The organism is Rummeliibacillus sp. SL167, assembly GCF_007896505.1.
Classification (GTDB): domain Bacteria; phylum Bacillota; class Bacilli; order Bacillales_A; family Planococcaceae; genus Rummeliibacillus; species Rummeliibacillus suwonensis.
Window position 1 is genome coordinate 177,663 of the sequence record NZ_VCBM01000004.1, and the last position, 14,098, is coordinate 191,760.

The window sequence follows — 14,098 nt, forward strand, 5'->3', positions numbered from 1 at the left end:
CTCTCCCAAAGGGGAACCGCTTCGAAATTACATTATACTCTTTTTACGGCGACCACGATAAATAGCGTAACCACCTAAAAGAACTAATACAAGTCCCATTAAGCTTGCATATAAAGAGGTTTGAACTCCTGTTTGAGGTAATTTTACTAAGTGATAATCACCATCAGGAAGTCCTTCCACCACGATGTTGCCATCTTTGTTGACTTTCAAACCACTTGCAATGGTTTTACCGTTTTCGTCAACCAATTTATAGACATCATCTTTATATTTATGAGCATGGTCTTTATCTGTTACTTTGAAAGTAGCACTATTGTTACCACTTTTTGATGCTTTGTTATTGTTAGGAGATGTTGTGTCTTCGTCCTTGTTTTTGTTTGGTGTTTTGCCATTTCCTTTGTTGTTATCATTTTTAGGATCTTTCGGCTCATCCACTTTCACATTATCAATGACGATATTTGGACCACATTCGCCTTTTTTCACAGTAAATGTGATTGTTCCTGACTGTTCTTCATAACCTGATGGCGCTTTTTGTTGAACTAGTTCGTAAGTACCTGGTTTTAGATGAGCAACCGTAATTTTACCGTTACTATCTGAAGTCACAGTAGTCACTGTTTTGCCATCTTGATCTTTTACAACAAAAGTAGAAGAACCTTTGACAACTTTTCCTGTTTCTTCATCTTTATTGATAAAGACAACATCGCATTGTTTCGGTACATTTTTAACAACCACTACTGTGTTTTCACATGTACCATCTTCTTTTGTTTTCACAGTGAATGAAACATCCGCAGATTTCTCATAACCATTTGGTACAGAAGTTTGTACTAATGTATAATCACCTGCTACAAGCCCTTTTACAATGATTTTTCCATCTTTATCAGAAGTAGCATTTTCAGCAACGACTTTTCCATCTTTATCTTTAATGGTAAATGTCGCACCTGCTACCTTGATATTCGTAGCATCTGCATCGATCACTGTAATATCTACAGGACATGTTTTTGGATCATTTTTCACCGTTGAGATCGTTACAGTACATGTTCCGTTATCATTTTTCACTGAGAATGAAATCGGCTCTTTGTTAAATTCATAACCAGCTTTCGATGATGTTTGAACAAGTTGATAATCGCCCACTGTCAATGCAGGCAATGAAACCTTCCCAGACGCATCACTTGTTACAGTCGCAACGGTCACACCATTTTGTTTTATCTCGAATGTAGCATTTCCAATACCATTGTTCGTTTTTGAATCCACTACGTTGAATTCGATCGGACAAGTCGGTGTTGGTGGGATTGGGTAGTTTTTCACTGGAATTAATGAAGTACAAGTATCTGTTGACACAACAAATTCTTGAGGACTTGCAGCATAATATCCAGCTGGTGCTTTTGTTTGTACTAGTTTATAAGTACCTGGGCTTAAGTCTGGAACATTTACTTTCCCATCAACCACTTTAAGACCTGTTGCACCTGCTACATCATCACCATTTGAATCAACTACTTTAAATTCAGCTTGGTTTGCCAAATCTGTAGCTTGTTGACCTGTTGCACCGACTACTTCGAAATTAGCGAAGGTGTCGCATTTTTCAATTGTAACGGGTATTATTTTTTGACATGCATCATCAAAATCAGTTGTGTTGAATGAAATATCATCAATCTTGACATAGCCATTCGGTGTATCTGTTTGAATAATCTTATATTCACCATCTGGAAGCTTATTCAACGTTAGCTTATTTGTTGCATCAAGTGTTAAATCTTTTAACTCATTATTCTCTTTATCTTTTGCTATATCGCCATTGCTATCCACTACTTTGAATTTAGAGCCGTTCCGGAATCCTGCCATATCACTTGGATCAACAGCATTGAAATTCACCGTCACTGTGTTACATAGTTTTGAGTTTTTGACAACGATATCTGCTGTTGTACAACTTCCTTCAACTACTTTAAAGTCTGTTGGTTTAGCAAAAGTATCATAGCCACCATCTGGAAGTTTTGTTTGAACTAATGTGTAGTCTCCGGCTGGTAATTGTGGTGTTACAATCTTACCATCACTACCCGCTTTGATATTTTCAACTACTGTGTTTCCATTTTTATCAGTTATTTTATACTCTGAACCTTGAAGAACTGTTTCGCCATCTTTGTTGATGAAGGTTGTTGAACAGCCTGTAGGTGTTTGTAAATAGTTCTTAACAGTTAAATCAACTTGATTAGGAATCAATGGATTAACAGTATCTCCTGAAATCGCTACACGAATAGCCGATTTTCCATTGATGATTTTGGTTAATGGAGTCGAAGTATCTTGATTACTTACATATCCACTTGCATATCCATCACCCGTGTAACCATCCCCAAATGTTTTATATCCATCTGGTTGATTCTCTTCAGTTAAGTAATAATAGCCTGTAGGAAGTGTCTTTGTAAACGTTACTTCACCATTAAGATCCGTTGTGGCTGTATCAACAGTATTATTTAATTCATCATATAATTTAAAAGTAATGCCGCTTAAATCTTGAACTTTCACGTCTACACCATTTGATGATTGAGCAGCAATTTTATGAATTTTGAGTTTTGGTTGATAATTTAACCAAGCTAATGCTGTAGAATAGCCAATTTGAGCTTTTGTTAAAGTATAACCACTTTCTTTTACAGATGCATTTAAATCTGTTGCAGAAATTTCTGCTGTATTCGTTGGAAAGTTAAGCTCAGCTTTCGGATCTCCCGTATAATTGGAAGAATACGTTAATGTATAGCTACGCGTAATGTCTCCTAAATATAATTCAAAGCTTTTACCATCCTCGTTTGGTACAAGAATCGCTGTATCTTCAGCTACACTAGTTGGAGCAGTAGCTTGTTGTGTAATCGTAATATCTGTTGAGCTTGAAGTAGTAGGATGTTCATCGTCAGTATAATCGGTTCTTGTCAACTTAAATGAATCTAATTTAAGAGCCATATCACCTGTCGCACTATCTTCTATTTTTACGTTATTTAAATTGGATTGTGAACGGTTAATAAGTACTTTCCAATTATGTTGTACCTTTCCCGTACGGTCTGTATATTCTTTTTCAACTACTTCATCGCCATAATTTAAACCTGTTGGCGTAGAATCTAGTATTATTTGAGACGTATTATCCCCTTTAAATTTTGCTGTATTCGTATACGTAGATGCAGCGTGAATTAAATCTGTGTTTACTTTTGTCTTATATACAATTTGGTAAGCACTATTAATGGTACCTGCTTTTGATAAAGTAAATTCCTTACTTGTATCTTCAAATCCTGAAGGTGTCCAATCACTAGTTACATCATTTCCTCGACTAATAACACCTGTTTTGGAATCAACACTAGCATCGTATATTTTTAAGCTACCAGCAACATAGTTTTGATCACCATCAATTGTATCTATTAACACAGGATTTGTAACCGAGTTCGCGTAGTAATTGACATTTACAGTCCATGTAATTTCCTTCGTTTTTGGATTGTATACACCCGATTTATTCCCATCCGTATCTGCTTCTGGTGTCAAATTATATTGAGATGAGCCAATTGAAACATCTGTTTTTGTTACATCTTTAGCTGTTGTATAATCAATCGCTGCACTATTTTTAAGTGTTGTACCTGCTCCTACAAGATTATACCCTGTTGTATAAGTAATCTCGGTGTTAGGTTCGATTTCTTTACTTGCTGAAAACTGAATCGTAAATCCAATTTCTTTGTCAGCTCCATCTTTTGTTTTAGTAACAGTTGCACCTGAATCATATGTTGCTAATGGCTGACCATCTACTTGAATACTACTTTCATCAAGTGTTAGATTTCCTGTAACATACGTATCCGTTACTGTGACACCTTTTAGATTCCCTACATTGGTAGCTGTATTTAATGTGATTTTCCAATCAGCTGTTTTATTGACATAGTCAACACCATCTGGAACAGTTGATTTAACACCTGCCGTGTTGTATAAAGACAAGCTAGCCGTATTAGTAGTTGTCCAAACGCTGCCAATAGTGGCTGTATTGGTAATGTCGCCACCTGTTATGACATCATCAGCTGTTGTCGTATATTCAATGACATAAGCTTTATTTGTTGCTGGTACAGAGATGCTTACTTGTTGTTTATTGCTATCAGTAGGATTAGGAATTTGTGATTCCACTGTAAAACCAGAAGCACTTATGTCTACTTCTGCCCCTTTCTCAACATGTGCACTACCATCACCATTTGTCGTTAAAGTTGCATTGTATATTTTTAAATCCCCAAAAGTAAATCCTGTATTAAAGGTATCAACAATGGTTTGTGCAACTAAGTCACGCTCGTTAATATTGTATTGAATTTGCCAAGTAACAGTTTGAGTACTAGAGTCATATGCTACCTGTTTTTTTACATAAGGTACATTGTGTTTTATTGTGACTTTCCCTGAAGATTTCTCTAAAATCGTTGAATCATCTGATTTTACCATTTTAGCTGTATTAGCTTCAATGGTATTTGGTAAGCCACTACCATCACCATATGCATTCGTATCATCTACTGTTGTTTTCAAGACAATTTCATACTTATCGGATGTAATACCACCTGTACGTTGTAAAGAGTATGTTGTACCTGTACCATTATCTTCCCAATTCGCTTTATCATCAAAAGGCTCTGTACTAAATTCTCCTGTAAACTTGTTGTAGTCATATTTTTTAACCGAAACAATGGAGTCCTTTGATAAACCTGCTGGCAGTTCATCCAATAGTTTCGCAGCATTTTCTACTCCAGAAAATATGATTTTATATTGAATTTCCTTGGTATCAAATGATTTTCCACCATTATCCGCTGTTTTACTCATAGCTGGAGCTGGTTTTGGTGCTTCTTGCAACTGTACATCAACATCTTTTGTTGCACCACCTTGAATAGGGTAGTGAATAGTATAAGGAGTCTCATCTATACTTTCAGCAAACCAGCTTCGGAATACTAGACCACCAGATGAACCTGCTGGAACATCTTGATTTACTTTAAGTTTTACAGTACCGTCTGTATTCCAAGATAGATCACCCGTTACATCTGTTGCTAAAGTTACATCAGTACTATCTCCCTGTTTGACATACGTTCCAGTTGGAAGGGTATAAGTAAATTCAGTTCCAGCTGGGACTGCTTCAGGAAATTCAAAACTCACTAATACACCAAAATCATCTGTAATTTTAAATTGATGATCAGTTGGCAATGGATCTGCTGAATCAATTCCAGAAGTTAATTGAATATCTGTAATATAATCAGCTAAAGATGAACTGATTGCCAGTTTTTTCAAAGCTTTTGTTTGCAATTTAGCTTTGGTACTTTCATCAGATTTCTCTACTTTATCCTCAGCAGCTTTTGCCTTTTCTTCTGCACCCTCATTTTTCGCAAGTTTTGAAGCTTGTGCAATGAGTTGTGTTAATGCAGCTTTTCCTGCTACAAGTGATGAATCTACTTGCTTAACTTTCGCATCAGCCGCATCAATGGCAGCCTGTGTTACACCTTTAGCCAGTTGATCCTTTGTTGGGGTGAATAGGGCATTCACCGCTACGAAAGCTCTTGCCAAGTCGACTTTGTGTTGTAAGTCTTGTTTGACTTGGTCGTTTGTTACTTTGTGGACGGTTACTTCTACTGTGTTGATATGCCATTCCGTAACATCTTTTGCAAGGGCTGTGTATTGGTTGTTTGTGAACAGTGAGTCCACTGCCTGCTTAGCTTCTTCCTCCACAGCCTTACTACTATCTTCGTCCTGAGCAGTTGCATTGGTTGGTGTGGATTCTTTGGTGTTATCCGCTTCTGTACCAACTTGGGTTTTGGTGTCTGTTTGAGTGGTTGCGGTATTATCGTTTGTTGCCGCAAACGCACTCATAGGCATCAAGAATCCAGAAGAAAGTACTTGGAGCACGAGCATGAAGGCCATCAGTGTTGCACTTAGTTTTTTCTTCACGTATGTCATTTCCCCTTTCTATTAACTTGTTTAAGCTAAAATCGCAAAGGGAAATCGAACATCTTCTATTTAGTTTTTCAATGTTTTATCCCTCCGATCAGCTTATTTCATAAGATTTGAAAAAAATTTTTTACTCCCATTAATTCCAAATCTTTTTCATTGGGAATATATCACCATCAATATATTCTTTCAAATTCTCCCTTATCCTTATGTATTATAATAGAACTATTCATATAATACTTTATTGACTTATATGTATGTTAAATGATATTTTTTTGATATAAAAAGAGTTTTATTATTCGTTTTTAAAATTCGCTTATTTGTATCTCGTATATAAAATTCAGCAACAAACTATCTTTTGTATAACAAAAAATGGGATATATTTTTCTTTTTCATCATACTTTTATTGAATTATACCTAGAAACTCGAATACTCTATTTTATTTCCTTCTTATTTTATTATTTTAAAATATTAAATGTATTACAAATACACTAACTCACACCATTACTTTTCTATCATTTTCAAAAAAAAATTCAAATTCACGAAAATATCACATTCATTGATATATAAATATTTAAAAAGCATCATACTGTTTAGATTATGTTTATTTTTTGTTCAATATTTGTTCAGTGCAATAATATAAAATATATGTTTAAAATGTTAAATAGCTATTCAAATATATTTTATGCATTAGTCAAATTATTTTTCTTCTTCTCTTATTAGAATAAATTTTCCAGACGAATAGTAAGCACTTCTTAATCCTCTACTACATTTAAATCCATCAGTTTTTTCTTAAAACGATCGCTTCAGTACCACTACGATTGAGAATGATCAACGATTTTCTATACAGAATTTTTCAAACACAAAAAAGCGCTGAGGAACAATCTTATCGAGTTGCTCCTTAGCGCTTTTTATCTATTTAACTAATCTTCGTTTTCAATTATTTTAACCAGTTTTTCTAATACTTGTTTTTCGTCATTACCTTCTGCACTTAAAATAATAGTAGTTCCTCTTGCAATCGCTAAGCTCATGATCCCCATGATACTTTTTGCATTTACTTTTTTATCGTCTTTTTGAAGGAATACGTCAGCCGAATGACGATTCGCTTCTTGAACGAATAATGCCGCTTGTCTCGCTTGTAATCCTGATTTTAGTTTGACTTTTACTTGTTTTTCTACCACAATGGATCCTCCCCTTTTAAGTTAGAACAGTTTGAATGAAATGAACATATAAAGTGAAACTTTCATCAGTGGGGGTTTTCTTCACCCACCACTGATGATTAGTTGAACCAATCGGGCTTTTACGGGCAGTTGCTCTCCCGCCTACCTTCTTTGCTTTCGCTGAATTTTGAGAGAGGTGTATTACTGCCCGTTCAAGCGGGATAAAATCCATCTGTTATTTTGAATCCTTCTTCATCCCAAAAGAATCAATGAAAACTTCACACAGTGAGGGGGTTTTTTCATCCTCCATTATGTATGAGTGAAACAATCAGGCTTTTTATCCCCCATAAAATGATGGGGGACTTGCCGCTTGTTGATACGGGATAAAAAGATGATTTTTTACAACTTACATGGTTTTATCTTAATCATTAAATTAAACTTTTATTTTTTCGCCATTTCTGAGCGCATCGGCAATTTCGTCGATTTTGCGTAAACGATGGTTGACACCTGATTTACTTACAACGCCTGTTGATACCATCTCGCCAAGTTCTTTTAGTGTTACTTCTTGATATTCTACCCGTAACCGCGCGATTTCACGTAGTTTTTCTGGTAATTGATCGATACCGATCATGTTATCGATATAACGGATATTTTCAACTTGACGAATCGCAGCACCAATTGTTTTGTTCAGATTAGCCGTTTCACAGTTAACTAAACGATTGACACTATTTCGCATATCTCGTACAATCCGTACATCTTCAAATTTTAGCATGGCTTGGTGAGCACCTACAAGGCTTAAGAAATCTGAAATCTTCTCAGCTTCTTTTAAATACGTTACAAAGCCTTTTTTGCGTTCTATCGTTTTGGCATTGAGTTCAAAGCAATTCATTAAACTCATTAAGGCTTCTCCATGCTCTTTATATAAAGAATAAATTTCTAAATGGTAGGAAGAAGTTTCAGGATTATTCACAGAGCCACCTGCTAAAAAGGCTCCACGTAAATATGCTCTTTTTTGATCTACCGTATCGGTCAACTCTTCTGCGATGGCATGATCGAATAAAGAATTACCAGAAAGAATATATAATTCCTCCAATAGCTCTTTTGCTCCATCACGCACGCGGCAAATATACACATTATTTTTCTTTAGCCGCATCTTTTTACGTACTAATAATTCAATTCGATGCTGATATAATTTTTTCATAATGGTATACATTCTACGAGCAATCGCTGCGTTTTCAGTTTGCACATCAAGACTTATTTGGTGATTAGCAAAGGACAGAGAACCATTCATTCGGATAAGGGCAGATAGTTCTGCTTTCAAACTCGCATCTTCTGCTTCAACTTGAGTAAGTTCTTTTTTCGTTTCCGAAGCAAATGACATTTCGATTCCCCCTCTCTTCAATAATCTATTTTACGCTAATTTGACCACGATTGCTTCTTTTGTTGATAGTTTGTCGCATATTCTACTATCCATGCAGCAACTCTATTGGTTTCATGACGAATAACGCCATTATGGATCGTAGCAATATCTTTTTTCACAACTTCAAGCCCCATATTTTCTAAGCGTTCCACATCAAATTTTACAGGTTCTGCCAACTCTTTACTATAGGCTTCCCGGATCGCTTTTGGCACTTCCTCTTTGTTGATGAGTATCGTTTGGATAAAATCCTCACCAACGTGATCATAAAGCGCTTGCACATGATCAGCAGCTGTATAGTTTGAGGTCTCGCCTGCCTGCGTCATTAGATTACAAATATATATTTTATGCCCTTTTGCTTCTAATACTGCATTTTTGATTCCTTCTACCAATAGGTTTGGCAAAATGCTAGTGTATAGGCTTCCCGGTCCAATAATAATGATATCTGCATTCAAGATGGCATTGACCGCTTCTTGTAATGGCTGTACATCTGCTGGTGACAAAAATACTCGCTTGATCTTAGTGTCGAACGTTGGAATTTTCGACTCGCCTTGTACAATAGTGCCATCGTCTAATTCAGCTAATAACGTAATACGTTGATTGGCAGCTGGTAAAACTTTACCATGGACATTTAACACACGACTCATCTCACGTATAGCATGTGAAAAGTCCCCTGTTATTTCTGTCAATGCTGTTAACATTAGATTTCCAAGTGAATGTCCACCTAATTCTTCTTTTCCTTTAAAACGATATTGGAACATTTCTTCAACTAACGGTTCCACTTCTGAAAGTGCTGCAATAACATTGCGAATATCTCCTGGCGGCGGAATCGCAAAGTCATCACGGATCCGTCCCGAACTTCCACCATCATCGGCAACTGTTACAATAGCAGTCAAATCTACTGGGCATTTTTTTAATCCCCGCAGTAATGTTGAAAGCCCTGTACCGCCACCAATAATGACTATTCTCGTTTGACTTTTTGGCATTAAGTTATCCCTTTCTTTTGGCAATATCACGATGTGTAATCACTGTTGGTGCATATTTATCTAGGTGGTTACCAAAGTATTCCGCTAAAGTGACAGAACGATGTTGACCACCTGTGCATCCAAAGGCAATGACTAACTGTGTTTTCCCTTCTTTTTGATACAACGGTATCATAAATTCAAATAAATCCATCAACTTTTCAATTAGAGCTCTTGTTTCATCATATTTTAATACATATGATGAAACTTCTTCATCTAATCCGGTTTTCGAACGAAGTAGTTCAATATAGTATGGATTTGGTAAAAAACGTACATCAAATACTAAATCCGCATCGATCGGCATACCGTGTTTAAATCCAAATGACATCACATTTACGGTGAAAGTACGAGATTCCGCGTCTGAAAATTGGGCAATAATTCGTTGGCGTAATTCTCTCGGTTTCATACTTGATGTATTATAAATAAATTGGGCACGTTCCTTTACATCTGCTAATAATTCACGCTCACGCTTGATCCCCATAAGAGGTAAGCCATTTTCAGACAATGGATGTGAGCGGCGAGTTTCCTTATAACGTCTGACTAATGTTTCGTCATCAGCATCTAAAAATAAAATCTTTGTGGCAACAAGATCTTCTCTTTCAATCTGATCTAATGCATCGATTAATGAAGAGAAAAAATCTCCCCCTCGTAGGTCCATTACAGCTGCAATACGAGAAATTTCTTTTTTAGATTCTTTCATTAAATTTAAAAAAGTTGGCAGTAATGCTGGGGGTAAATTATCTATACAATAAAAACCTAGATCTTCAAAACTTTGAATAGCTACAGTTTTCCCTGCTCCAGACATTCCCGTTATGATAATTAACTCGTTCACTGACTGTGGACTAGGCATTCTTTCCATCCCCTTCGCACGACATCTGAATTTTTTCCTCTAACAATTGAAAATCCTCTGTATATGTAAAAGTTCCATATTGTGTACCTACTGATTCAACTGCAAATAATAAATTCGTGCGATCACCTTCTGCCATAGGTAAATGTTTTAGATTTTCAATCGGGTGCCACTCTAATACTCCTTCACGGGTTTCTTTATAGGGTATCCCTTGCAGATCTTCGGCTATGAAAGTGAATAACATCCATTCATTCACCACTTCTTCTCCACGTTTTATAACCATTGTGTAAATGCCCTTTAGATGTGGCTTAATGGCTGTAGCGCCCGTCTCTTCTCGAAATTCACGACTTGCCGCTTCGAAAATCGACTCTCCGCTTTCAATCTTTCCACCTGGTGCAACATACCAACCGCGTCGTGGTTTCTTCAACAAAAGCACTTGGTCGTCTTTTTTTACTAATAAATTGGCGATTCTTTGCACACACGACACCCCATTTCTAACAATTCTTATCATATTTATTATACCGTTTTCAACTACTTGAATCCAAAAGAATAATCTAAAAACACAAATTCTCCTATTGCTATAAAGTAAAACTTCACTCAAGGGATGTTTCTCCACTGAGTATTAGTTCAACCAAATCGTGCTTTTACAGGCAGTTGATCCACACATCCTCTGCTTTTTACTTGAATCTTATGCGAGACTATTGGATACTTCCTGTTCATGCGGGATAAAGTGAAACTCCATCAGTGTGGGGTTTCTTCATCTCCCACTAAAATAGAGGAACTCAGGTTAAAAGTTCCACGTCCCGTCACAACACCTGAGTGACCAACATCCTGCCCGCCCGAACCAATCGGACGCATGGGGCAGTTGATCCCCCACCTTTCTTTCTCGTTTTTCTCTAAACCTTGAGGCGGAGGTCTTACTGCCCCTGCCCGTTAACGCGGGATAAAAAAGAGGTTGCTTCCTACGGTCGAGAAAACCGACAGAAACAACCTAACAATATTTCTATTTAAAAGGGGTTATTACATTCTTCACTATACACAATCTTTGTTGCAGGTTAATAACAACTGTATTAAGGAATTATTAAATTGAATTATTTTACAGGAAATTTTCCTTTTAGTTCTTCCACATAATGCTGAGCGGCTTGTGCTGCGATACTTCCATCACCAGTTGCTGTAACGATTTGACGTAACGTTTTATCGCGAACATCACCCGCAGCATAGATACCCGGAACAGCGGTTTCCATTTCTGCATTCGTTTGAATATAACCAGCTTCGTTTAAAATGCCTAGATTTTTAAAAGGTTTTGTTAATGGAAGCATACCAATATATATAAATACACCATCAGCTTGGACCTCTTGTTCAGTATCATCTACAGTAGAAACAAGAGTTACACTACCTACTTTCCCATCTTTTTCGTGGATTTCTTTTACCGTATGGTTCCAGATAAAATCTATTTTTTCATTAGCGAACGCACGATCTTGAATAATCTTTTGAGCGCGTAATTGATCACGGCGGTGGACGATTGTTACTTTATCTGCAAATCGTGTTAAATATATTCCCTCTTCAACCGCAGAATCTCCTCCACCAACAACGATTAAATTTCTATTCTTAAAGAATGCACCATCACATACAGCACAGTAGCTGACACCACGACCACCAAGTTCTTTTTCACCAGGTATCCCCATCTTTTTATACTCTGCACCTGTAGTGATGATAATAGCACGTGCCTTATATTCTTTTGAACCAGCTTTTATGGTTTTATATTCTTCCCCATCGATAATTTCAGTAACATCACCATAAGCGTATTCTGCCCCAAATTTTTTCGCATGGTCGAACATTTTGGTCGACAATTCTGGTCCTAAGATGGATTCAAAGCCGGGATAATTTTCAACCTCTTCTGTATTCGCCATTTGTCCTCCAGGGATCCCTCTTTCTAACATTAAAGTAGAGAGATTACTGCGTGAAGCATAAACTGCAGCAGTCATGCCTGCAGGACCAGCACCGATAATTACAACATCATAAATTTTTTCTTCTGACATGTCTGTTCCTCCTAAGTCGTATCAGTTCATTTTGCTTTAATCTTAGAGGATTGCCATTGTTTATGACAAGATATCTGCTTATGAATCCACAAATCACTTATCAAAAAGAGGCAAAAATTGTATCAATTCGTTCACATATTTTGTCAATGTAACAGTAGAAATGCCATAATAATCTGCTACTTCTTTTTTGGTAATATTCTTTAGACGAGATGATTTATACATATATTCAGTTGCAGCTGCAAGCGCATTCGGATTTTTGAATGGATAATCTTTATCCAGTGCACGCTCGCATAAAACGAACCACATTTGAAATAAAAAAGTATCATTCAATTGCAGCGGCTTAGCCTCACCATACAAAATTTCAGCAACCTCCGCTGAACGCAGAAATGACTTTAATGTGCGATCATTATCTAGAAAATTGCGATCTAATGTATAGGCTAAATATAATTTTTCGATGGGCGTATAACGGTCGATCTGAACCCAACTGGGATGAGCAAGGATTTCTTGTTGATAAGGGGATTTTCCCAATAAAAATATCCCTAATAACCGTTCGCTTCTATATTTACTTTCTAGCTTTTCAACAATAAAATTCCGATTTTTTTCAATTGAATCTGCTTGAAATTGATTGTGCTCAATCGTCCAAGGTTCATAGCCTATTTTATCAGGAGCAATCTCAAGTAGCTTATCCCATATCATTCTTGCTTCTTCTTCAAAGCCTAAAAAATACGCTGCATGAGATAACCAAAAATAATAGCCTGTATCTCCCTCAAAACCATGTTTTTTCATACTTTTCAACCATTTATAGGCTTCTTCATAACGACCGATCAATGCTAATGTTGCCCCAAGTTTATAGCGTTGCTCAAAAGAGTATGGACAAAGTTTGACCAGTAACGCTGTTAACGCTTGTAATTCTTCCTCATCCTTCTCGTAGTAAGCCATAACCGTTAAATTACAAAGCGCATGCAAGTTTCCAAAATTTTTTTGCAATAGTTGATGCAACAAGGCCCTAGCTTGTTCGGAATCGCCTTTATAAAAATAGGCGAGAGATAAATTATTGTAAGCTGCCCAGAAGTCAGGATAGTCCGTAATGATATTCTCTAAAAGTACGATTGCTTCATCGAGCTTACCTTTCTCCATCAGTTTTCTTGCCTTTTCTTGCAGATAAATGGCTTCTTGACTCACCGATTTATCAGAAGGAACATCACCCACCACGGATGAAGCAAAGTCTATAATATCCATTGCTTCATCTGCATACTCCCCCATTTCATCAAGGCGCAAATACTCCTCTGCAAAATATTTTGCATCTTCCATGAATCCGGCTTGAGCAGAGCCTTCCGCTAAAAACAGCAAGATTTCAGGCTCATTTGGATCGATCTCGTTTGCTTTTTTCAATAACTCTAACGCATGGGTGAGGCGACCCGCTTCCAATTCAACAATGGCATATTGTAACAATATCAATGAATCCTCTGGGTTAAGTTCAGCCGCTCTTCTCAAATATTTAAGTGCTTTTTCTACTTGATCACGATTCAATGCTTGTACTGCTTTTTTATAATAAAATTCACCATTAGGAATAAAGAATACAACATTTTTTCGAGTATTTTGTTCACTATTCATATCCTATAGTTTTCCTCCAAAAATAATAAGGAACGCTGTTGTACGTTCCTTAGACATCGTATCTAATATTATATCATAAA

Annotated in this window: 8 protein-coding genes; all 8 read right to left on the reverse strand. The window is 36.7% G+C overall.

From position 1 onward, the window contains the following. Positions 1–27: 27 nt before the first annotated feature. Entirely contained in the window at positions 28–5,919 is a 5,892-nt protein-coding gene (locus FEZ13_RS16255) for a SpaA isopeptide-forming pilin-related protein (protein WP_186725958.1), read from the reverse strand. Positions 5,920–6,842: 923 nt separating this feature from the next. Then, a complete protein-coding gene (locus FEZ13_RS16260; protein ID WP_146547567.1) occupies positions 6,843–7,100 on the reverse strand; it encodes an HPr family phosphocarrier protein in 258 nt (85 codons plus the stop codon). Positions 7,101–7,512: 412 nt separating this feature from the next. Continuing rightward, positions 7,513–8,460, reverse strand: a complete 948-nt coding sequence (whiA, locus tag FEZ13_RS16270) for a DNA-binding protein WhiA (protein WP_146547565.1) — start codon at positions 8,458–8,460, stop codon at positions 7,513–7,515. A gap of 35 nt (positions 8,461–8,495) precedes the next feature. Continuing rightward, positions 8,496–9,482 (reverse strand): gluconeogenesis factor YvcK family protein, encoded by a 987-nt coding sequence (locus FEZ13_RS16275; RefSeq protein ID WP_146547564.1) that lies wholly within the window; start codon positions 9,480–9,482, stop codon positions 8,496–8,498. A 4-nt stretch (positions 9,483–9,486) separates the two neighbouring features. Continuing rightward, positions 9,487–10,368: an RNase adapter RapZ gene (rapZ, locus tag FEZ13_RS16280; RefSeq protein ID WP_146547563.1), complete on the reverse strand. Its 882-nt coding sequence runs from the start codon at positions 10,366–10,368 to the stop codon at positions 9,487–9,489. Then, complete coding sequence (locus FEZ13_RS16285) at positions 10,361–10,843, reverse strand: 8-oxo-dGTP diphosphatase (protein WP_146547562.1); 483 nt, start codon at positions 10,841–10,843, stop codon at positions 10,361–10,363. Before FEZ13_RS16285 ends, rapZ begins: the two co-directional genes overlap by 8 nt. Positions 10,844–11,456: 613 nt before the next feature. Beyond that, complete coding sequence (gene trxB / locus FEZ13_RS16290; RefSeq protein WP_146553559.1) at positions 11,457–12,404, reverse strand: thioredoxin-disulfide reductase; 948 nt, start codon at positions 12,402–12,404, stop codon at positions 11,457–11,459. Positions 12,405–12,497: 93 nt separating this feature from the next. Beyond that, positions 12,498–14,018: a tetratricopeptide repeat protein gene (locus FEZ13_RS16295; protein WP_146553560.1), complete on the reverse strand. Its 1,521-nt coding sequence runs from the start codon at positions 14,016–14,018 to the stop codon at positions 12,498–12,500. Positions 14,019–14,098 lie beyond the last annotated feature (80 nt).

What these genes read in the sequence shown, in the direction of transcription:
- whiA (WP_146547565.1), bottom strand. Translation starts at nt 8,460, where the DNA reads ATGTCATTTGCTTCGGAAACGAAAAAAGAACTTACTCAAGTTGAAGCA.
- FEZ13_RS16275 (WP_146547564.1), bottom strand. Translation starts at nt 9,482, where the DNA reads ATGCCAAAAAGTCAAACGAGAATAGTCATTATTGGTGGCGGTACAGGG.
- rapZ (WP_146547563.1), bottom strand. Translation starts at nt 10,368, where the DNA reads ATGCCTAGTCCACAGTCAGTGAACGAGTTAATTATCATAACGGGAATG.
- trxB (WP_146553559.1), bottom strand. Translation starts at nt 12,404, where the DNA reads ATGTCAGAAGAAAAAATTTATGATGTTGTAATTATCGGTGCTGGTCCT.
- FEZ13_RS16295 (WP_146553560.1), bottom strand. Translation starts at nt 14,018, where the DNA reads ATGAATAGTGAACAAAATACTCGAAAAAATGTTGTATTCTTTATTCCT.